Annotated in this window: 19 protein-coding genes; 16 read left to right on the forward strand and 3 right to left on the reverse strand. The window is 58.5% G+C overall.

Features of this window, described 5'->3' with window-relative positions; translation table 11 throughout:
• Nucleotides 1-18 precede the first annotated feature (18 nt).
• Entirely contained in the window at nt 19-1,491 is a 1,473-nt protein-coding gene (locus ACKXF7_RS05410; RefSeq protein WP_423742354.1) for a phage baseplate protein, read from the reverse strand.
• Between the two features lie 723 nt (nt 1,492-2,214).
• Here ACKXF7_RS05410 and ACKXF7_RS05415 point away from each other — a divergent pair.
• The 15 genes from ACKXF7_RS05415 (at nt 2,215) to atpC (ending at nt 17,477) form a co-directional block, all read left to right on the forward strand.
• Complete coding sequence (locus ACKXF7_RS05415) at nt 2,215-3,273, forward strand: 3D domain-containing protein (RefSeq protein WP_249237505.1); 1,059 nt, start codon at nt 2,215-2,217, stop codon at nt 3,271-3,273.
• Nucleotides 3,274-3,564: 291 nt separating this feature from the next.
• Complete coding sequence (gene glgB / locus ACKXF7_RS05420; RefSeq protein WP_423742355.1) at nt 3,565-5,829, forward strand: 1,4-alpha-glucan branching protein GlgB; 2,265 nt, start codon at nt 3,565-3,567, stop codon at nt 5,827-5,829.
• 87 nt (nt 5,830-5,916) lie between these two features.
• Complete coding sequence (locus ACKXF7_RS05425) at nt 5,917-7,110, forward strand: glucose-1-phosphate adenylyltransferase (RefSeq protein WP_005938116.1); 1,194 nt, start codon at nt 5,917-5,919, stop codon at nt 7,108-7,110.
• Nucleotides 7,104-8,231: a glucose-1-phosphate adenylyltransferase subunit GlgD gene (gene glgD, locus ACKXF7_RS05430; RefSeq protein ID WP_348584825.1), complete on the forward strand. Its 1,128-nt coding sequence runs from the start codon at nt 7,104-7,106 to the stop codon at nt 8,229-8,231. The genes ACKXF7_RS05425 and glgD overlap by 7 nt, the downstream gene beginning before the upstream one ends.
• Nucleotides 8,232-8,394: 163 nt before the next feature.
• Nucleotides 8,395-9,813, forward strand: coding sequence for a glycogen synthase (locus ACKXF7_RS05435; protein WP_097774381.1), 1,419 nt, complete (start codon nt 8,395-8,397; stop codon nt 9,811-9,813).
• Between the two features lie 457 nt (nt 9,814-10,270).
• Complete coding sequence (locus ACKXF7_RS05440) at nt 10,271-10,531, forward strand: AtpZ/AtpI family protein (protein WP_249237502.1); 261 nt, start codon at nt 10,271-10,273, stop codon at nt 10,529-10,531.
• Between the two features lie 22 nt (nt 10,532-10,553).
• The gene (locus ACKXF7_RS05445; RefSeq protein ID WP_249237501.1) at nt 10,554-11,054 is read left to right on the forward strand and encodes an ATP synthase subunit I; all 501 of its coding nucleotides are present in this window, start codon (nt 10,554-10,556) and stop codon (nt 11,052-11,054) included.
• A gap of 3 nt (nt 11,055-11,057) precedes the next feature.
• The gene (locus ACKXF7_RS05450) at nt 11,058-11,801 is read left to right on the forward strand and encodes a F0F1 ATP synthase subunit A (protein ID WP_298638766.1); all 744 of its coding nucleotides are present in this window, start codon (nt 11,058-11,060) and stop codon (nt 11,799-11,801) included.
• A 53-nt stretch (nt 11,802-11,854) separates the two neighbouring features.
• On the forward strand, nt 11,855-12,136 hold the full coding sequence (gene atpE / locus ACKXF7_RS05455; protein ID WP_005930278.1) for an ATP synthase F0 subunit C: 282 nt from the start codon (nt 11,855-11,857) through the stop codon (nt 12,134-12,136).
• Nucleotides 12,137-12,172: 36 nt separating this feature from the next.
• Nucleotides 12,173-12,679 carry a F0F1 ATP synthase subunit B gene (gene atpF / locus ACKXF7_RS05460; protein WP_097774383.1) on the forward strand — a complete coding sequence of 169 codons (507 nt, stop codon included), beginning with the start codon at nt 12,173-12,175 and terminating at the stop codon, nt 12,677-12,679.
• Nucleotides 12,676-13,215, forward strand: a complete 540-nt coding sequence (atpH, locus tag ACKXF7_RS05465) for an ATP synthase F1 subunit delta (protein WP_339394951.1) — start codon at nt 12,676-12,678, stop codon at nt 13,213-13,215. The genes atpF and atpH overlap by 4 nt, the downstream gene beginning before the upstream one ends.
• A 51-nt stretch (nt 13,216-13,266) precedes the next feature.
• Nucleotides 13,267-14,787: a F0F1 ATP synthase subunit alpha gene (gene atpA / locus ACKXF7_RS05470; protein WP_423742356.1), complete on the forward strand. Its 1,521-nt coding sequence runs from the start codon at nt 13,267-13,269 to the stop codon at nt 14,785-14,787.
• A 17-nt stretch (nt 14,788-14,804) separates the two neighbouring features.
• Nucleotides 14,805-15,653, forward strand: coding sequence for an ATP synthase F1 subunit gamma (gene atpG / locus ACKXF7_RS05475; RefSeq protein WP_249237497.1), 849 nt, complete (start codon nt 14,805-14,807; stop codon nt 15,651-15,653).
• Between the two features lie 27 nt (nt 15,654-15,680).
• A complete protein-coding gene (atpD, locus tag ACKXF7_RS05480) occupies nt 15,681-17,075 on the forward strand; it encodes a F0F1 ATP synthase subunit beta (RefSeq protein ID WP_005938088.1) in 1,395 nt (464 codons plus the stop codon).
• A gap of 3 nt (nt 17,076-17,078) precedes the next feature.
• Nucleotides 17,079-17,477 (forward strand): ATP synthase F1 subunit epsilon, encoded by a 399-nt coding sequence (atpC, locus tag ACKXF7_RS05485; protein ID WP_423742357.1) that lies wholly within the window; start codon nt 17,079-17,081, stop codon nt 17,475-17,477.
• A gap of 248 nt (nt 17,478-17,725) precedes the next feature.
• Here the strand turns inward: atpC and udk are convergent, their stop codons facing one another.
• Nucleotides 17,726-18,355, reverse strand: a complete 630-nt coding sequence (gene udk / locus ACKXF7_RS05490) for a uridine kinase (RefSeq protein ID WP_423742358.1) — start codon at nt 18,353-18,355, stop codon at nt 17,726-17,728.
• Nucleotides 18,356-18,539: 184 nt separating this feature from the next.
• On the opposite strand from udk, the gene ACKXF7_RS05495 reads away from it, so the two are divergent.
• The gene (locus ACKXF7_RS05495) at nt 18,540-20,159 is read left to right on the forward strand and encodes a phospholipase D-like domain-containing protein (protein WP_423742359.1); all 1,620 of its coding nucleotides are present in this window, start codon (nt 18,540-18,542) and stop codon (nt 20,157-20,159) included.
• Nucleotides 20,160-20,272: 113 nt separating this feature from the next.
• Here the strand turns inward: ACKXF7_RS05495 and ACKXF7_RS05500 are convergent, their stop codons facing one another.
• A complete protein-coding gene (locus ACKXF7_RS05500) occupies nt 20,273-20,560 on the reverse strand; it encodes a zinc-ribbon domain containing protein (RefSeq protein ID WP_005921120.1) in 288 nt (95 codons plus the stop codon).
• Between the last annotated feature and the right edge of the window lie 688 nt (nt 20,561-21,248).

Genomic DNA, 21,248 nt, shown 5'->3' on the forward strand with positions numbered 1-21,248 from the left:
GGTTCAAAACCTCCTTTCTCAGGCCACGCGGTGCCAGATGTGCACATAGTAGGCGGCGGGCTGCACGGTGCTGCTGCGTCCGTAGATGGCATTGGACTTGGATGCGTCAAAAGATACGGTGCAATTACTGCCGTATGAACCGCCTTCGTAACCAGCCAAACCGCCATTGTTTGTGTTCATAGAAAGAGCGCCACTGTTAGATAAATTTGGGTATGCTGTGCTCGCCACACCAGAGAATGAGCCCTTGAGGTTCGGCAGACCGGCCTTAACAGTGCTGCCTGCTGCGTGGGTGCTGGACGCACCCATCAGCACTCGCTCGGACGCGATCTCTTCCCAGCTGCCGCCGAACAGTGCGGCGGGGCTGGTGGGGTCGGTGCTCTGGTAGATGCTGCCCACGGGATACGCGCCGGAGCTGGGGGCCGAGAGCAGCGTGTCGATATCTTCCTTTGTATAATAGGAGGAAAGATCGGCACCGAGGGTGCGTAGGGCAGCGGCCTTCTCGTCCGCCGTCCATTCCCCGGCAGAGGCGGCAGCGGTCAGGGCCTTTTTCACGCCGTAGGGCAGCAGGGCGGGGGTCAGCGGCAGAACGGTGCTGTCCATGCTGTCCAGCTGGCTGCGGTCAGCGGGGGCCGTGGTCAGGGTGCCGTCACTGCGCACGTTGATGCCGCAGGCCGGGTCCACCCGCACCGCTCCGGGAACCGATGCGGTGGGTACGGTGCTGCTGCGCAGATAGGGGGACAGGTCCGGCATGGCGGCGGTGTCGGTGAGCACCGCTCCGGTGTTGGGGTCTACGCTCAGCACCCGCAGCAGCTGGCCGGACACCGGCTGCGCAGGGCAGGGCAGTGCGCCTACCTCCTGCGCGGTGAGCTTTACGATGCCGCTTTTGCCGTTGACGCTGACCACCTGCCCGTCCGTGGGCACAAGCTCTTCGGCGCGGGCGGCAGCGGCCTCTGCACGGGCAGCGCACTGGGATGCATTGGCGCTGTCGGTGCTGGTGCGCTGTGCGGCGGTCTGGGCCTGCGCTGCGTTGGCCGCGGTGGAAGCTGCACTGGCTGCGGCACGCTGTGCCGCTGTGGAGGCGCTGCTGGAGCTTTCCAGCACGCGGGCCACGAACTGCTCGTACAGCGAGGGCGGCAGCTCCTCTGCGTCATCATCGATGGGCAGAATGGCGTAGCAGTCATAGCTGCCGGGCCGGGTGTAGGCGGTGTAGCCGTTTTCACCCATGGCGGCCAGCATCCACTGCCCGCCGGTGCTGCCGGTCAGGCGGCGGTCCACCGTGACACGGTGCTGGGTGTCCAGCGCCACCGGTGCCAGCAGGGTGCCGTCGCTGCGGCGCAGATACAGCGCAAGAGTGCACCCGGCCCATGCATCCGGCAGCTGGAACAGCAGTTCGTCCACCCCGGCGGCGTTCTGCGCACCGAGATGCAGCCGGTGCGGCTGGGCAAGGAACTCGGTGCCGCCGCACTGCTTTTGAATGATCTGGATCTTCACTTGAAAACCTTCCTTTCTGTTTTTTGTTTGATTGTATCGCGGCCGGACAGCGGCGGCGAGAGTGTACTTTGTTTCCACAAGTTTCTGTGCTTCGGCATTTTGCCGGAAGGCATTTTTCGGGGGAAATTCGCACAGATTCCGGTGGGGCAAAGGCGGGGCAGCGGAAGGAAATGCCGCTGTGCAAAACCAGCGATTCAGGGCCGCTTGCCGTGCTGCCGGAACGGCCCAAAAGTGCAGTTTCCGGTGCGAAAAATCCAAAATAAATGTTAAAAATTCATGAACAAAACATCCCACAAAACAAAAGGAAAATCGGAAGGAAATAACCGAAATAACAATAATTTGGAGAAAACAATGTATAAATTGCACAAAAAATATCGTCAAAAAACTAACGAAAAGCGGCCCCCTGATTTGACAAACGGCCTCCGGGCTGGTAAAATAAGACCCGCTCAACGGAGCCAACAAACGTTGCAGCGTCTAAAATTTATCTGGATGAAGTGAAAACCATCTCACACATGGTGCGGCGCGGGCAGATGCGGCTCGGGCCGGGAGGGAAATGACACCTTCCGCAGCGGAGTCCAAATTGCATACGATGCTCGGTCTTATCATAAAGAGGGCATCGTATTTGATTGTGGGGCCAGAGTGCTTCTGCCCGCCCTGCAGTCCGGGCGGCCGGGGCATGGAACACCGTGTCTGCGGCCGCACCCAACTTTGAAAAGAGAGGAGTTGTCTCGTATCGCTTCCGTAAAAGTAAAGAAAGCTCTGACCGCCTGCAAGCAGGCTGTCTCTTCCCGTGTGCTGGCGTTCTGTGTCATGGTCGTGTGCCTTGTGGCTACACTCAGTGTGACCGCTGCGAATCTGCGGCTGACCTACGTCACAGACTCCAATGGTGCCCGGCAGGTGATCCTCACCTCCGAGACCGACCCTGCACAGGTCATGAACCTCTCCGGCATCCAGTCCGAAGAAGGTGATCGGGTCTATTACACGGCCTACAGCGGCAACCTTGCCGCCCTGAACATCGAGCGCGCATTCTCCGTCAGCATCACCGCCGACGGTCAGGAGTACCCCGTCAAGATGGTGTTCGGCACCGTCGCCGACGCTCTGAAGCGCGCAGGTATCACTCTGGAGGGTGACGACTACACCGAGCCTGCTCTGGACCAGCTGGTGAGCGCAGGCTCCACCATCACGGTGCACCGCGTGGACTACACCGACCGTGTGGAGACGCAGGCCATCCCCTATGATACCGAGTACGTCTACACCAGCCTGTATTTCCGCAACACCGGCCGCGCCACCACGGTGCGCCATGGTGCGGAAGGCCAGCAGACCATCACCACCCGCGACCGCTATGTGGACGGCGAACTGGAGAACAGCATCGTGGTGGATTCCACCACTACCGTGGAGCCTACCAACCATGTCATTAAGACCTATGGCGCGGGTGCACCGGTCTCCCCGCTGACCGGCCCGGACGGCACCACCAATGCACCGGCTTCCTACAGCAAGGTGCTCACCGGCAAGGCTACCGGCTACTACTCCAGAACCGGCAAGGGTTCCTCCGGCCTCGGCCTTGGCTATGGCACGGTGGCCGTGGACCCGGATGTGATCCCCTACGGCACCAAGCTGTATATCACTTCCACCGACGGCAAGTTCGTGTATGGCTACGCAGTGGCCACCGACACCGGCATTGCAGTGCAGAAGGGCGAGATTTTGGTAGACCTGTTCTATGAGACCTACGCCGAGAGCGTGATCAACGGTGCCATTCAAGTCAACGTCTACGTTGTGGGCTGAGAAACCTGAAAAAGCCCGGAACCGAAAATTTTTAACAGAAACAGAGAGCTTCTGTGCATCCTCCCCTTGGGGGAGGGTGCGCAGAGGCTCTTTTTGTTTGCGGATTGGTAGGATTCACCATAAAATTTGCAAAAATTTAGAGGGTGTGTATATAAGGGAGAAATATCACCGAAAAGATTATGGTAAATTTTGATGAAATCCCCTTGAAAAACAGTCCGAAATTCTTTAATATAAAAGAGTAAAAAGCTACAGGTGCGCTTTCCGGCGCATCTGTACGGGGAGGAGCAGTCTATGAAACCGACCGAGGAAAAGATCCAGAGCAATGCATCGGACCTTCCGGTGTATCTGTTTAAACAGGGCAATAACTGTGAAGCATACCGCTACTTCGGCGCACACATGGAAACGCGCGCCGGTGAATCGGGCGTGGTGTTCCGCGTGTGGGCACCCCATGCTGTGGCGATCAGCGTGGTGGGCGACTTCAACAGCTGGAAGCCGGGCAGCCACCCGATGCGCAAGGTGGATGGCGATTCCGTATGGGAATTGTTCATTCCGGGCATGAAGGAATATGATGTTTACAAATATTGCGTGACCACCCGTGCAGGGGATCTGGTCTATAAGGCCGATCCCTATGCATTCCACGCCGAGACCCGCCCGTCCAACGGCAGCAAAGTCTACGATATCACCGGCTTTGTGTGGCACGATGACGCATGGCAGGCAGCACAGAAAAAGGCGGACGTGATCAACGGCCCCATGAACATCTACGAGATGCACGCCGGCAGCTGGAAGATGAAGGAGGGCGGCAAGCCCTATAACTATTCCGAGCTGGCAGACGAGCTGATCCCGTATATCACCGATATGGGCTATACCCATGTGGAGCTGCTGCCGGTCATGGAATACCCCTTTGATGGCAGCTGGGGCTATCAGGTCACAGGCTATTTTGCACCCACCAGCCGCTACGGCACCCCCAAGGACTTTATGGCCTTTGTGGACAAGCTGCACGCCGCCGGCATCGGCGTGATCATGGACTGGGTGCCTGCTCACTTCCCGAAGGACCAGTTCGGCCTGTACAATTTTGACGGCGAGGCCTGCTACGAGGACCCGAACCCGAAGCGCGGCGAACATAAGGAGTGGGGCACCATGGTGTTCGACTTCGGCCGCAGCGAGGTGCAGAGCTTCCTGATCTCCAGCGCACTGTACTGGCTGGAGCAGTATCACATCGACGGCCTGCGGGTGGATGCCGTGGCATCCATGCTGTATCTGGACTATAACCGCAAGCAGGGCGAGTGGGAGCCCAACAAGGACGGCGGCAAGGAAAATCTGGAGGCCGTTGCCTTCCTGCGCAAGCTGAACGACACCGTGCTGGGCCGTCATCCGCACAAGTACATGATCGCAGAAGAGTCCACCGCATGGCCCATGGTCACAAAGCCTGCTTCGGACGGCGGCCTTGGCTTCAACTTCAAGTGGAACATGGGCTGGATGAACGATATGCTCAGCTACATGAAGACCGACCCGCTCTTCCGTTCCGGCAACCACAACAAGGTCACCTTCAGCTTCTTCTACGCCTTCAGCGAGAACTTTGTGCTGCCCATCAGCCACGATGAGGTGGTGCACGGCAAGGGCAGCCTGATCAACAAGATGCCCGGCGAGTACGACGCCAAGTTTGCAAACCTGCGTACCTTCTTCGGCTACATGATGGCCCACCCGGGCAAGAAGCTGCTGTTCATGGGACAGGAGTTCGGCCAGTTCGCCGAGTGGAACGAGACAAAGCCGCTGGACTGGATGCTGCTGGGCTACGATAAGCACAACGAACTGCAGACCTATGTCAGGACCCTGAATGCCTTCTACAAGGAGCACCCCGCCTTCTGGCAGGTGGACTACAGCTGGGAGGGCTTCCAGTGGATCGTGCCGGACGACTCGCAGCAGAGCGTGATCGCCTTCCTGCGCAAAGACACTTCCGGCAAGCAGATCCTGGTGGTCTGCAACTTCAACCCCGTCCTGCGTGAGGGCTACGCTCTGGGCGCACCGGTGGCAGGCTCCTACAAGGAGATCCTGAACAGCGACGATGCAGAGTTCGGCGGTTCCGGCGCAGTCCACAACAAGGCCGTGCGCACCCACAAAAAGCCGCTGCACGGGTTTGAACAGAGCATCACGATCACCCTGCCGCCCATGAGCACGCTGTACTTTGAGGTGCCCGCCAAGCGCACCCGCAAGGCTGCAGAGGACAAGACCGGTAAGGCGGGAAAAAAGACCGCAGCCAAAAAGGCAAAGACCGCTGCTGAACCGGAAAAGACCGTGAAAAAGACCACCCGCAAGGCCAAGGCTGAGCCGGAGACCACTGCAGAAGCACCCAAAAAACGCGGCCGCAAGCCCAAGGCAGAAGCTGCCGCTGCAGAGGAAAAGCCGGTGAAAAAGACCGCCCGCAAGGCCAAGACTGAGCCGGAGGCTGCCGCAGAGGCACCCAAAAAGCGCGGCCGCAAGCCGAAGGCAGAGGCTGAGCCTGCAGCGGAAAAAGCACCCGCAAAGCGCACCCGCAAACCGAAGGAGCCCAAGGAATGACCCGGCACTTCGGCCGACCCATACCGCACACGTTGACGATCATTTCCGAATTACGGAAATGTTAATGTTAAAGGGGAGAATAAAGCTATGGCAAAAGAAATTGTGGCAATGATCCTTGCCGGTGGACGTGGCTCGCGCTTGTACGCGCTGACACAGAAAACGGCAAAACCTGCAGTGTCCTTCGGCGGCAAGTACCGCATCGTGGACTTCCCGCTGTCCAACTGCGTGAACTCCAACATCGACACCGTTGGCATCGCGACCCAGTATCAGCCCCAGAAGCTGAACGAGTACATCGGCAATGGCCAGCCCTGGGATCTGGACCGTCTGCACGGCGGCGTGCACACCCTGCCGCCCTACGAGCAGGCAAAGGGCACCGACTGGTACAAGGGCACTGCAAACGCCATCTACCAGAACATCGGCTTCATTGACAGCTATGATCCCGAGTATGTGATCATCCTGTCCGGCGATCAGATCTGCAAGCAGGACTATGCCGACTTCCTGCGCTTCCACAAGGAGAAGGGCGCAGAGTTCTCTGTGGCTGTTATGGAAGTGGACTGGAAGGAAGCCTCCCGCTTCGGCCTGATGGTGGCTGACGAGAACGACCGCATCACCGAGTTCCAGGAGAAGCCCCCGGTACCCAAGTCCAATCTGGCTTCCATGGGCATCTACATCTTCAACTGGGATGTTCTGAAGAAGTATCTGGAAGAGGATGAGGCAGACCCCAACTCCAAGAACGACTTTGGCATGAACATCATCCCGGCCCTGCTGCGGGACGGCCGCAAGATGTATGCTTACCGCTTTGCCGGCTACTGGCGTGACGTGGGCACCATCGACAGCCTGTGGGAAGCCAATATGGAGGTCCTGGACCCCGAAAACTCCGGCATCGATATCTTTGACGAGAAGTGGAAGATCTACAGCCGCAACCCGGTCCTGCCTCCGCAGAAGATCGGTCCCCGCGCTGTGGTGCAGGATTCCCTCGTCACCGAGGGCTGCAAGATCTACGGCAATGTGCATCACTCTGTGCTGAGCGCAGGCGTTGTTGTGGAAGAGGGCGCTACCGTTGAGGACGCAGTCCTGATGGACGGCGTTGTGGTCAAGGCTGGTGCTGTTGTCAAGCGCTGCATCCTGGCGGAGGATGTTGTGGTCGGCGCAGGTGCACGTGTGGGCGGCGATGGCCCCATTGCCCATGTGGGCACCGGCCTGACCGTCGGCGCAGGCGCAACCGTCAAGGAAGGCGCCAAAGTCTTTGAATCCGTCAAGGAGGGTATGGAAGTATGCTGAGCCAGAACACCAATGCGTTGGGTATTATTTTCCCCAACAGTTATGATAATACCGTCCCCGAGCTGGTGACCGAGCGCGCAATGGCTTCGATCCCCTTCGCGGGCCGCTACCGTATGGTGGACTTTGTTCTGTCCAGCATGGCAAACTGCGGTATCTCCAATGTTTCCATCGTGGTGCGCAAGAACTACCACTCCCTGATGGATCATCTGGGCACCGGCCGTGAGTGGGATATGGCCCGCCGTCACGGCGGCCTGAACATCGTGCCTCCTTTCGCCGAGAAGGGCGTGCGCATCTATTCCGGCCGTGTGGAAGCTCTGGGCTCCATCATGAACTTCCTGGAGAACCAGAAGGAAAAGTACGTGGTCATGAGCGACGCCAATGTTGCCCTGAACTACGACTTCAACGCCCTGCTGGCCGCCCATCAGGCAAGCGGTGCCGATGTGACCGTCGCTTACCAGAAGACCGAGATCCCCGAGGGCCGCAAGAATGACAACTACACCCTGACCGTTGATGCCGACGGCCGTGTGACCGAGCTGCTGTTCAACGATTACCGCCCCGGCGTGCAGAACCTTGACCTGAACATCTATGTTCTGGAGCGCGAGACCCTGCTCAAGCTGGTCCGGGATGCGACCTCCCGCGGCCTGATCTACTTCGAGCGCGATATTCTGGCCCACAATGTCAACATCCTGAACATCCACGCTCTGGAGTACACCGGCTATGTGGCACATGTCTGTGACATGAAGAGCTACTTCGACGAGAACCTCAAGCTGACCGATGACGAGAATCTGGAAAAGCTGTTCCCCAAGACGAGCCCGGTCTACACCAAGATCCGCGACGACAACCCCACCCGCTATGTGCCGGGCTGCAAGGTGACCGACTCCATTCTGGCCGACGGCTGTGTGATCGAAGGCACAGTGGAGAACTGCGTGCTGTTCCGCGGCGTCAAGGTCAAGAAGGGTGCCGTCGTCAAGAACTGCGTGCTGATGCAGGATACGGTGGTGGAAGTCAATGCCGAGCTGGACTGCGTTGTTACCGATAAGAACGTGAAGATCACTGCCGGCAAGAAGCTGTCCGGCACCGAGAGCTTCCCGGTGTACGTGCAGAAGAACCACACCGTCTGATCTGTTGCATTATCCATAGGGGCGGCTTCCTCCCCGGTAGCCCCTCTTGAGAGGGGCGGGGGCACCTGTGTGCCCCCGCCTGCTCTTTTGCAAAATGGTTCGTGCCGCTGAAAAATGCGGCGGGGAGCACGAAATGACCCAAACATATGAAAGGAGCGATCCTATGAGAATCCTGTATGCTGCTTCGGAAGCTGCACCCTTTGCAAAATCCGGTGGTCTGGCCGACGTTGCGGGCGCACTGCCCAAGGCTCTGGTCAAGGACGGCGTGGACGCCCGCGTCATCATGCCCCTGTACGGCGATTTGAAGTTCCGCGATACGCTGGAGTACGTGACCAATTATTCCGTCCCCGTGGGCTGGCGCAGCCAGTACTGCGGCCTGTTCAAGACCGAGCGGAACGGCGTGACCTACTACTTCCTGGACAATGAGTATTACTTCAAGCGCCGCGGCCTGTACGGCTTCTACGATGACGGCGAGCGTTTCGCCTTCTTCTCCCGCGCCGTTTTAGAGACCCTGTTCTACATCGATTTCACCCCCGATATCATCAACTGCAACGACTGGCAGACCGCACTGGTGCCGGTGTACCTGAACCTGTACTACCGTCATCTGGATAAGTTCAACCGCATCAAGACCATTTTCACCATCCACAACATCGCTTATCAGGGCAAGTACGGCACCGACATTCTGGAGGACACCTGCGGCATCGGCCGCCGGGATCAGCACATCGTGGAGTACGATGGCTGCGCAAACTTTATGAAGGGCGCCTTCGAGACTGCCGATAAGATCACCACCGTCAGCCCCACCTATGCTATGGAGATCCTCGACCCGTGGTTCAGCTATGGTCTGGACGCCCTGCTGCGGGAGAAGCAGTACAAGCTGTGCGGCATTCTGAACGGCATCGATACCGATTCCAACGATCCCGCTACGGATAAGAACATCCCCTTCAACTACGACATCACCAACTTTGAAGAGGGCAAGGCAAAGTGCAAGGAAGCCCTGCAGGATAAGTTCGGCCTGAACAAGGACGGCAGCCCCGTCTTTGCCATGGTCAGCCGCATGGTCGGCATGAAGGGCTTTGATCTGGTGCAGAGCATCGCCGATGGTCTGGTGGACCGCGGCATCGAGCTGGTCATTCTGGGCAGCGGCGAGAGCCAGTATGAGAACTTCTTCTCCGACCTGTGCGCACGCCACCCGGGCCGCGTGGGCACCTACATCGGCTTTGAGCCGGCCCTGTCGCAGGAGATCTACGCAGGCGCAGATGCCTTTATCATGCCTTCCAAGAGCGAGCCCTGCGGTCTGGCACAGATGGTGGCCTGCCGCTACGGTACGCCTCCCATCGTCCGCGAGACGGGCGGCCTGCGCGACTCCATCCACGACAGCACCATGGGCGAGGGCAACGGCTTCACCTTTGCGGGCTACAATGCCCACGAGCTGTATGTGGCCTGCTGCAACGCACAGAATGCTTACTATGACAAGGAGAACTGGAAGAACCTCGTGCATCACTGCATGGAGTGCGATTTCAGCTGGGATGTCTCCGCCAAGAGCTACGAGGGCCTGTACAACGAGACGGCAAACCTCTGGTAATGTTCTGAAAACTGCATAACAGCTGCCGCCCGGTTCCCAAAGAGCCGGGCGGCTTTTTTGTGTGACCCTCTCAGCTTCGTTTCGCTCAGCAGCTCCCCCGAAAGGGGGAGCTTTATTTGTGCTGCCCGAAAGATGCATAAAAGCTCGCCCTTCGGGAGAGCTGGCGCGTCAGAGCCTGAGAGGGTTCGCCCGCTTTTTTGCATTCTGCACAACAGAACCATCAAACTTTTGGTATTGATGTGCCCGCAGACGCACAAACTCAATACAGGGCGTACAGTTACGGCATTAGTGTGAACAAACTATGAAATTTTACTAGAAAACAGTGGAAAATTGATTGAAAAAACGGCCGGTTTGAATTATACTATCGTTATAAGATTTTTTGCTGATTGCAAATCTGTGGCATAAAATCCAGAATCTGGCTTTTGCACAGGAAGACCACACAGGGAGGAATTGCAGATTGAAGGGCTGGTATAAGGCGCTGGAGGATCTTGTCTGGCTGACCCAGCTGGGCCTGAATATGCTGCTGCCTCTGGTCATGTGTCTGGGCGGTGCATGGTGGGCGGTGAACAGCTGGAGCTGGCCGGAATGGGTGTTCCTTCCGGCGATCCTGCTGGGCCTTGCTGCCGGGGCACAGAACTTCTGGTATTTTGCCAAGGAACACATGGACCGCACCAAAAAGGAAAAACCAAAGCGGGTGGGGTTCAATTCGCATCAGTAAACTTAACAGGAGGTTTCCCTTTATGAAACTGCAGCCGGAATCCAAAAAGGAGCTGACCCGCATCGCCTGCGGCACGGCCATCTGTACCGCCGTCATGTGGGTGATCTTTGCAGCTCTGCACCTGGTTGGCTGGGTGAAATTTGATTACACTGTTGTTCTGGGCAGTCTCATCGGCGCGGCGGTGGCCATCGGCAACTTTGCGGGCATCTGCATCGTGTGCCAGAAGGTCATCGACGAGCAGGATGAGAAACGGCGCAAAGCGACATTGCAGGCTTCCTACAATGTCCGGATGCTTCTGCAGGCGGTGTGGATCATCGTGTCCATCGGGGCACCCTGCTTCCAGCCCTTTGCCAGTGTTCTGCCCCTGCTTTTCCCGCGCGTTACGATCTACTACCTGCAAATAACCGGAAAGTACAAGCCTCTTGCACCGGCCGGACCTTCGGTGGACGTCTCTGTGGAGGACGACCCCGAACCCGCACCGGAGCCGGAAGCCGGACCCCGTGACGAAGGGGGTGAAACGTAACAAATGGAACTGAACGGCGCAAAGATCCTGTATACCATCCATACGGACATTCCCCTGCTGGGTGATTTCAAGATCTCCCAGACCCTCGTCAGTACCTGGATCGTCATGGCGCTGCTTTCGGGTCTTGCCATCTGGCTGGGCAGAAATCTCAAGCTGGAAAATGTCTCAAAGCGGCAGGCCGCAGCTGAGTTCATCGTAGAACGGCTGGACCAGTTCGTGCACGACAACATGGGCTATCACTTTGATCAGTATATCCCGCTCATCGGCGCGATCTTCGCTCTGAGCATCGGCTGCAACCTCATCAGTGTCATCGGCCTGTGGAGCCCCACAGCCGACCTGAACACCGAGGCGGCATGGGCCATCGTGGTGTTCGTGCTGATCATGTACTACAAGATCAAGACCAACGGCATCCTTTCCTACCTGAAAGGTCTTTTGGACCCCATCTTCATCATGGCACCCATCAATGTGCTGTCGGAGGTTTCCACCCCCGTCAGTATGGCGTTCCGTCACTTTGGCAACATCTTGTCCGGTACGGTCATCTCCACACTGCTGTACTGGGCGCTGGCAAGCCTGAGCCACGTCATTTTCGGCTGGCTGCCCGGTGCCTTGAGTCAGATCCAGCTGTTCCAGATCGGCATCCCGGCCTTTACGGGCCTGTATTTCGATTGGTTCGGCGGCTGCATTCAGGCGTTCATCTTCTGTACCCTGACCGCAATTTTCATCAAGCGTGCTGCCGGTGAGGACTAAGCCCTCACAACGGCATCTCCCAAAACAAAAAAATTTTTTGGAGGACAAATCTTATGACTGACTTTCAGTACCTCGCTCGTGGTATCGCTCTGGCAGGCTGCGGCATCGGCGCAGGCTGCGCACTGATCGCAGGTATCGGCCCCGGTATCGGCGAAGGCAACGCAGCAGCTGCTGCCTGTGAAGCTGTGGGCCGTCAGCCCGAGTGCAAGAGCGACGTTACCAGCACCCTGATCCTGGGCGTTGCACTTTCCGAGACCACCGGTATTTACGGCTTCGTCACCGGCCTGCTGCTGATCTTCCTGGCACCCGGTATGTTCATGAAGTTCCTGGCATAAGCGGAACCTTTTACAAAATAACGAAAGGAGACGCTTATGGAACTGTACCAGGCGTTGATCACGCTGGACGGCTGGACCTTTCTGGCCCAGATCTGCAACCTGATGATCCAGCTGTTCATCTTCAAAAAGTTCCTGCTGAATCCGGTCAAAAACGTGATCGCAGAGCGCAAGGCGAAGGCAGACAGCCAGATCGCTGATGCCACCAAGCTGCGCACCGAAGCCGAAGCCATGAAGGCAGAGTACGAGCAGAACCTGCAGAATGCCCGCGCCGAGGCCAACGAGATCGTTGCCAATGCGCAGAAGACGGCCACCGCCCGCGGCGAAGAGATCGTGGGCGAGGCCCGCGCACAGGCTGCTGCCCTCAAGCAGAAGGCCGAAGCCGACATTGCGCAGGAGCGCAAGAAGGCCGTGAACGAGGTCAAGGACGAGATCGGCGGCATCGCCATGGAGATCGCCTCCAAGGTGGTGGAGCGTGAGATCAGCGAGAAGGACCACAAGGATCTGATCGACGAATTTATCAAAAATGTGGGTGAAGCATCATGACCGAGACTGCAAGGATGTACGGCGGAAGCCTGTACGATCTGGCGGCGGAGGAAGGACTGGAGGCCCGCATTCTGGGTGAGCTGGACGAAGCCGTGGCGCTTTTTAAGGCGAACCCGGACTATCTGCATCTGCTCAGCACCCCCAGCATCCCCAAAAAGGAGCGCTGCGGCCTGCTGGATGAAGCGCTGCGGGATCAGGTCCACCTCTATGTGCTGAACTTTTTGAAGATCCTGTGCGAGAAGGGCACCCTGCGGGAGCTGTCCGGCTGCGCACGGGCTTACCGTGTGCGCTACAATCAGGCGCACGGCATTCTGGAAGCAACGGCGACCACTGCAGTGGCAATGACGGAGCAGCAGGCAAAGAGCCTGCACGAAAAGCTGGAAAAGCTCACCGGCAAGACCATCGACCTGAAAACAAAGGTCGATCCGGCAGTGCTGGGCGGCATCCGGCTGGATATCGAAGGCACCGAGCTGGACGGCACGGTGCACAACCGTCTGTCCGCCCTGCGCAGGGATATTGCTTCCGTGACACTGTGATCGAATTTCCACCCGAAAGATTTTTAAGAATTGAGTGGTGAACAAACAAAGATGCAACTGAAACCTGAAGAGATCTCCAAGATCATCCGTGCGCAGATCAAGCATTACGAAAACGCCATCGAGCAGAGCGAGACCGGCACGGTCATTATGGTGGGCGACGGCATCGCCCGCGCCAGTGGTCTGGAAAAGTGCATGGCAGGTGAGCTGCTTCAGTTTGATAACGGCGAATACGGCATGGCCCAGAATCTGGAGGAGAATACCGTCTCCATCGTTCTGCTGGGCTCCGACGTCGGCATCAAGGAAGGCAGCACTGTCAAGCGCACCGGCAAGGTGGTGTCCGTGCCGGTGGGCGAAGCCATGATCGGCCGCGTGGTCAACGCGCTGGGCCAGCCCATCGACGGCGCAGGCCCCATCGAGACCGCCGAGTTCCGCGCCATTGAAAGCCGCGCTCCCGGCATCATCGACCGTCAGCCGGTCAAGGAGCCGCTGCAGACCGGCATCAAGGCCATCGACTCCATGATCCCCATTGGCCGCGGTCAGCGCGAGCTGATCATCGGCGACCGCCAGACCGGCAAGACCACCATCGCCTCCGATACCATCATCAACCAGAAGGGCAAGGACGTCATCTGCATTTACGTTGCCATCGGCCAGAAGCGCTCTACCGTGGCAAATCTGGTGCAGAGCCTGACCGAAGCCGGTGCCATGGGCTACACCATCGTGGTGTCCGCAACGGCATCCGAGCTTTCGCCCCTGCAGTATATCGCACCCTACTCCGGCTGTGCCATGGGCGAATATTTCATGCATCAGGGCAAGCACGTCCTCATCATCTACGACGACCTGTCCAAGCACGCCGTGGCCTACCGTGCACTGTCGCTGCTGATTCGCCGTCCCCCGGGACGTGAGGCTTACCCCGGCGATGTGTTCTATCTGCACTCCCGTCTGCTGGAGCGCGCGGCCAAGCTCTCCAATGAGCTGGGCGGCGGCAGCCTGACGGCTCTGCCCATCATCGAGACGCAGGCGGGCGATGTTTCCGCCTACATCCCCACGAATGTCATTTCCATCACCGATGGTCAGATCTTCCTGGAGACGGAGCTGTTCCACTCCGGCGTCATGCCGGCAGTCAACCCCGGCATCTCGGTGTCCCGCGTGGGCGGCAACGCCCAGATCAAGGCCATGAAGAAGGTGGCCGGCACCCTGAAGCTGATCTACTCCCAGTACCGCGAGCTGCAGAGCTTTGCACAGTTCGGCTCCGATCTGGACGCCGACACCAAGGCCCGTCTGGCACAGGGCGAGCGCATCGTGGAAGTGCTCAAGCAGAACCGCTCCGCTCCCGTGCCTGTGGAAAAACAGGTGGCTGTCCTGTATGCGACCATCCACGATTACCTCGTGAAGGTCAAGGTGCCGGATGTGGCCGAGTATGAGAAGGGCCTGTACGAGCATCTGGACAACGATGCCGCCGGTGCCGCCGTCATGGAGACCATCCGTACCACCGGCAATCTGGATAAGGATACCGAGGAGCAGCTGAAAAAGGTGCTTGCGGCCTATACCGACAGCTTCGTCAAGGCACACTAAGGAAGGAGGCGTAACGCATGGCTGGTTCCATGAAGGACATCAAGCTGCGCATCAAAAGCGTAGAGAGCACCATGCAGATCACCAAGGCAATGGAACTGGTGGCTTCCTCCAAAATGCGCCGCGCCAAGGAACGGGTGGAGCACAGCCGCCCCTACTTTGAAACGCTGCATGAGACCCTGACCAAGATCGCTGCGGCAGACCCCCGTGCCCGCAACCCCTACCTGCGCCGTGACGAAGTGAAGCGCACGCTGCTCATCGTCATTGCAGGCGACCGCGGCCTTGCCGGTGGATACAATTCCAACGTGCTCAAGCAGGCTGCAGCCGAAGAGGGTGAGGTGCTGGTGCTGCCCATCGGCAAGCGCTCGGCAGAGTATTTCGTCCATCACGAAGTGCCCCTGTTCACGCAGGAGGTGTTGCTGGCGGCAGATGTCTCGGTGGGCGAGTGCTTCCAGCTGTCCCGCCAGATCACCGAGGGCTACCGCAAGGGCGAGTACGATGCGGTGAAGATCTGCTACACCCGGTTCGATTCCATGATGACCCAGACCGCAGCCACCATGGAGGTGCTGCCGCTGTCCATCGAACCCACCGAGCAGCAGAAGGCAGAAGCCCGCCGCAGCCAGATCCTGTACAAGCCCAGCAGCGAGGAAGTATTCAGCGCGATCATCCCGGAGTATGTGGCCGGCATCGTCTACGGCGCCGTGTGCGAGAGCGTGGCAAGTGAGCTTGCCGCCCGCCGCACCGCCATGGATGCCGCCACCAAGAACGCCGGTGAGATGATCGATCATCTGAACCTGTATTATAACCGTGCCCGTCAGGCCGCCATCACGCAGGAGATCACCGAGATCGTGGCCGGCGCGGAGATTTAACAACCTATCAAGAAGGAGTTGTAGCCTATGTCCGAAAAACATATCGGCAAGGTGCTCCAGGTCATCGGCCCGGTGCTGGACATCCAGTTTGAGGATGGCCAGCTGCCGGAGCTGCTCAACGCCATCGAGATCGACAACCACGGCGAAAAGCTGGTAGTCGAGGTGGCACAGCACACCGGCGATAACGTGGTGCGCTGCATTGCAATGAACAGCACCGATGGTCTGGTGCGCGGCACCGAAGCCGTGGATACCGGCGAACCCATCAAAGTGCCCGTGGGCGACCAGTGTCTGGGCCGCGTGTTCAACCTGCTGGGTGAGCCCGTGGACAACAAGCCCGCCCCGGCCCCGGAGGCCTACTGGCCCATCCACCGCCCTGCTCCCAGCTACGAGGAGCAGCAGTCCACCACCGAGATCCTCGAGACCGGCATCAAGGTCGTTGACCTGATCTGCCCCTACGCAAAGGGCGGCAAGATCGGTCTGTTCGGCGGTGCAGGCGTCGGCAAGACGGTCCTGATCCAGGAGCTGATCTATAACATCGCCACCGAGCACAACGGCTACTCGGTGTTCACCGGCGTTGGCGAGCGCACCCGTGAGGGCAACGACCTGTACGGTGAAATGACCGAGAGCGGCGTTATCAACAAGACTGCGCTGGTCTACGGCCAGATGAACGAACCTCCCGGAGCCCGTATGCGCGTGGCACTGTCCGGCCTGACCATGGCGGAGTATTTCCGCGATGTGAAGAATCAGGATGTGCTGCTCTTCATCGATAACATCTTCCGCTTCACCCAGGCAGGCTCTGAGGTGTCCGCACTGCTGGGCCGTATGCCCTCTGCCGTCGGCTACCAGCCCACGCTGGCCACCGAGATGGGCGCTCTGCAGGAGCGCATCACCTCTACCCGCAAGGGCTCCATCACCTCGGTGCAGGCCGTCTACGTGCCCGCCGACGACCTGACCGACCCGGCCCCTGCCACCACCTTTACCCATCTGGATGCCACCACGGTCCTGAGCCGTGACATTGCTTCGCAGGGCATCTACCCCGCTGTGGACCCGCTGGATTCCACCAGCCGCATCCTCAGTCCGGAGGTCGTGGGTCAGGAGCACTACGAGATCGCCCGCGCCGTCCAGAAGGTGCTGCAGCGCTACAAGGAGCTGCAGGATATCATTGCCATCATGGGCATGGACGAGCTGAGCGAGGAAGACAAGCGCACGGTCAGCCGCGCCCGCAAGGTGCAGCGCTTCCTGAGCCAGAGCTTCCACGTGGCAGAGCAGTTCACCGGTATGCCTGGCCAGTATGTGCCGCTCAAGGAGACCCTGCGCGGCTTCAAGATGATCCTGAACGGCGAGTGCGACGAGCTGCCTGAGAGTGCATTCCTGTTCGCGGGCACCATCGATGACGTGTTCGCAAAAGCGAAGAAAGGGTAAACCATGACGACCTTTCATCTGACGGTGGTCACGCCGGACGGCTGCGCCTTTGACGGGCAGGCCGAGCGCATCGTCTGCCGCGCCATCGACGGCGATATCGCCATCCTTGCCCGACACGGGGATTACTGCACCGCGCTGGGCATGGGCGAAGCGCATATCGTGGACGCGGACGGCCAGCGCCGCCGCGCCGCCTGTATGGGCGGCCTCCTGAGCGTGCTGGACGGCGAAGTGCGTCTGGTCGCAACCACATGGGAGTGGGCCGAGGAGATCGATCAGGCCCGCGCTGAGGCTTCCAAAAAGCGCGCGGAGGAGATGGTTGCGCAGAAGAACCTCGACCAGCGGGACTATGAGCTGGCTCAGGCACGCCTCAAGCGCGCTCTGGTGCGCACCTCTATCCACTGAACCCTGTATACAAAAAGGCACCCGCAGCGATCCGGCTGTGAGTGCCTTTTGTTTTGCATGGGATGATTTTAAATGCGCGCCGCCGCTTCCCGAAGGAAGCAGACGCGGCCCATGCCGTTTTCCTCCACGACCCCTCTCGTGAAAAAAGGGGTTCGGGAAAGTCCGCAGACTTTCCTGAACCCCCAAAATTTAAATAACTCTTCCGCTGAATATGCGCAAAGCGAACGCGGAGCGCATTCCCAATCGTCTCACAGCCGATTTGCCTTCTCGATCAGGTTGCGGATGTGATGGGCCAGCATCTCCACCGCAGCGGTGTTCTCACCGCCGTTGGGCACAATGATGTCTGCGTTGCGCTTGCTGGGCTCCACAAAGGCCTCGTGCATGGGCTTGACGGTGGTCAGGTACTGATCGATGACGCTGTCCAGACTGCGGCCCCGCTCCTTCACATCCCGCACCAGACGGCGCAGGATGCGCTCGTCGGCGTCGGTGTCCACATAGATCTTGTAGTCGAACAGGGCACACAGCTCCGGCTCCACAAAGGGCAGGATGCCTTCCACGATCAGCACCGGTGCGGGTTCGATGTGCTGCACCTTGTCGCTGCGGTTGTGGTTGGAGTAGTCGTACACCGGGCAGTCGATGGCGCGGCCTGCCTTCAGCTCCTGCAGATGGTAGATCAGCAAAGCGTTGTCAAAAGCGTCCGGATGGTCGTAGTTCAGCTTGCAGCGCTCCTCAAAGGGCAGCTCATCGTGGCGCTTATAGTAGCTGTCATGGGAGATCAGGCGCACTTCATCCTCGCCAAAACGCTCCTTCAGCCGCAGAGCAAGGGTGGTCTTGCCGCTGCCGGAGCCGCCTGCAATGCCAATAATCAGATTATTCATAGGGGTCCCTCCTGCATCATCCTGCCGCTTTGGGTGGAAAAAAGGGCAGGAATGGATTATAATAGGTGCAAAGCTGCCTGTCCGGGACACAGCGCCGGGCGGGCTTGTTCCTGTACATCATAACACAAACCGGCACATTTTTACAGCCCCGGAGCTGCAAATGTGCGAGATAAGGGAAAATGCCATGCAGAAAAAACAATTTCAGCAAAATATGAAGGACAAGGTCCGGGTGTTTGAGGATGGCGGCATCCGCCTGCTCAAACGGGGACAGAAGGGCGTGGTACACGCTATTTTCAGCCGTTTTGGTCTGGTGCTGGTGCTGCTGCTTTTACAGGCGTTCGCGCTGTTCAGCCTGCTGCAGTGGTTCGGCGGGCTGCTGCCGCATTATTTTGGCGGCACCCTGCTGGTAACAGCGGCAATGATGGTCTATCTGCTCAATCAGGACATGGACAACAGCGTGCGCATCACATGGCTGGTGGTCACGGCGCTGATGCCGGTGCTGGGCGTGCCGCTGTTCTGGTACACCAAAAGTGATGTGGGCCACAATGCCCTGAAGCGCCGCCTGCTGGATCTGGAGGGCTGGACCCGCGCCCAGCTGCCGCAGAATGAGCAGACCGTGGAGCTTTTGCAGGAGCAGGCACCCGAGGCGGTGCCGCTGGCACGGTATCTGCGGGGCAAGGGCGGCGGCTTTCCGGTCTATGCCGACACGACGGCCACCTACTTCAACGGCGGCGAAGCCATGTTCGATGAAATGCTGCGCCAGCTGGAAACGGCAAAAAAGTACATCTTTCTGGAATATTTCATCGTGGATGAAGGCCTGATGTGGGGCCGCATTCTGGAAGTGCTGGCCCGCAAGGCGGCGCAGGGGGTGGATGTGCGTGTGATGTATGACGGCACCTGCGAGTTCTCCACCCTGCCGCGGGATTACCCCAGCCGGCTGGAAGCGCTGGGCATCCAGTGCAAGGTGTTCTCGCCGGTCACGCCCTTCGTCTCCACCCACTACAACTACCGCGACCACCGCAAAATTCTGGTCATCGATGGCCGGGTGGGCTTTACCGGCGGCGTGAATCTGGCAGATGAGTACATCAACCACATCGAAAAGTATGGCCGCTGGAAGGACTCGGCCCTGATGCTGGAAGGCGAAGGCGTGCGCTCCATGACGGCGCTGTTCCTGCAGATGTGGAGCATCCTGCGCCAGCCGGAGTTTGAGCAGTTCCTGTCCGATCCCATCCCGGCGGCAGCAAACGCCAAGGGCTTTGTGGTGCCCTACGGGGACTGCCCGCTGGACGGTGAGCGGGTGGGCGAAATGGTGTACATGGATATGCTCAACCGCGCCCGGAAGTATGTGCACATCATCACGCCGTATCTGATCCTGGACGGCGAGCTGGAAACAGCCCTGCGCTTTGCGGCAGAGCGCGGTGTGGATGTGCACCTGATCCTGCCCGGCAAACCGGATAAGTGGTTCGCTTATGCACTGGCAAAGACCCACTACAAGGCACTGCTCTCCTCGGGCGTGAAGATCAGCGAGTGGACGCCCGGCTTTACCCATGCCAAGGTAGTCATTGCGGACGGTGTGGAAGCCGTGGCAGGCACCATCAATCTGGACTACCGCAGCCTGTACCATCACTTTGAAAACGCGGTCTGGATGCGCGGCACCGACTGCATTGCCAACATGGAAGCAGATTTTCAGGATACGCTCACCCGGTGCCGCAGGGTGGAGCGGACGAAAGAAAGCATCTGGCAGGGCAAAAAGCTGCTGCATCTGGCGGGCATCCTGCTCAAGTTCATTGCGCCGCTGGTGTGAAAGACTCCTTCCGTCATGGCTGCGTAAGCAGACTGAAGAAGCTCTGAATACAAAAAGGCCCGCTGCCTTTCGACAGCGGGCCTTTTGTTACCGATTTAAATAAAAATCAGCGCTTAGTTCTGCTTCATGCGAGCGAAGCAGTCAGAGCAGTAGACCGGACGGTCCTCACGGGGCTGGAAGGGAACCTTGCAAGCCTTGCCGCAAGCTGCGCAGACAGCGTCGAACATCTGACGCTCACCGCTGTTGCTGCGTGCGCCGCCGTTCTTGCGGGCGTCACGGCAGGGCTTGCAGCGCTGGGGCTGATTCTCGAAGCCGCGAGATGCGTAGAACTCCTGCTCACCAGCAGTCCAAACAAATTCCTTACCGCAGTCCTTGCAGACCAGAGTCTTGTCTTCAAACATAGTAGTATCTCCTCTTTAGTTAGTTCTTGCCCACGGAAGGATTGTAACCATACCTTTGGTTTTGGGACCATCGCGCTGATCAGTAAGCTTACCAGGGGCTTGAATGAATAGACGTCCTCCAATTGAGGACTTTTCTATTGTACCGTTCTTTTTGAAATTTGTCAACCAAAAAACAACCATTCGCCTTGTTATTTGTATAGATAGCACAATCCGACAGGGCTGATTTGGGTAAAATAACTGCCGGAAGTCAGAAAAGTGGAATGCTGCACAGTCTTTTCGCAGCGGCAGCTTTTGGACGCAGACGATTGGAAATGGCCTCCGCTTGCGCTCTGGCCATAAATAAAGGAAGATTTGTTTATACTTTGCGTTTGTTGCGGCCTGCGGAGCTTGTCGGGGCAAAGCCCCTCCATCTGCTAGCGCAGACCACTCTGCCGCTTAAAAGCCCCACTGGGGCTTTCATTGCTGCGCAAACGCGGGCCGCTCCAAACGCATTTTCACAGAAGGGGCCGTAAAGGAAAACGGGAAATTTTCCCACCGAGAAGTCGTTTACGGTTGGGATCTTTCTCGTGAAAAAGTGGTTCAGAAACACCCGCAGGTGTTTCTGAACCACAAATTAAAAATAATCTTTCCGCTGAAAATGGCCAGAGCGCAGCGGAGGCCATTCCAATCGTTCTACGCAAAAGGGGCT

The sequence above is a fragment of the Faecalibacterium sp. 7 genome, from assembly GCF_049562865.1.
GTDB lineage: Bacteria > Bacillota > Clostridia > Oscillospirales > Ruminococcaceae > Faecalibacterium > Faecalibacterium wellingii.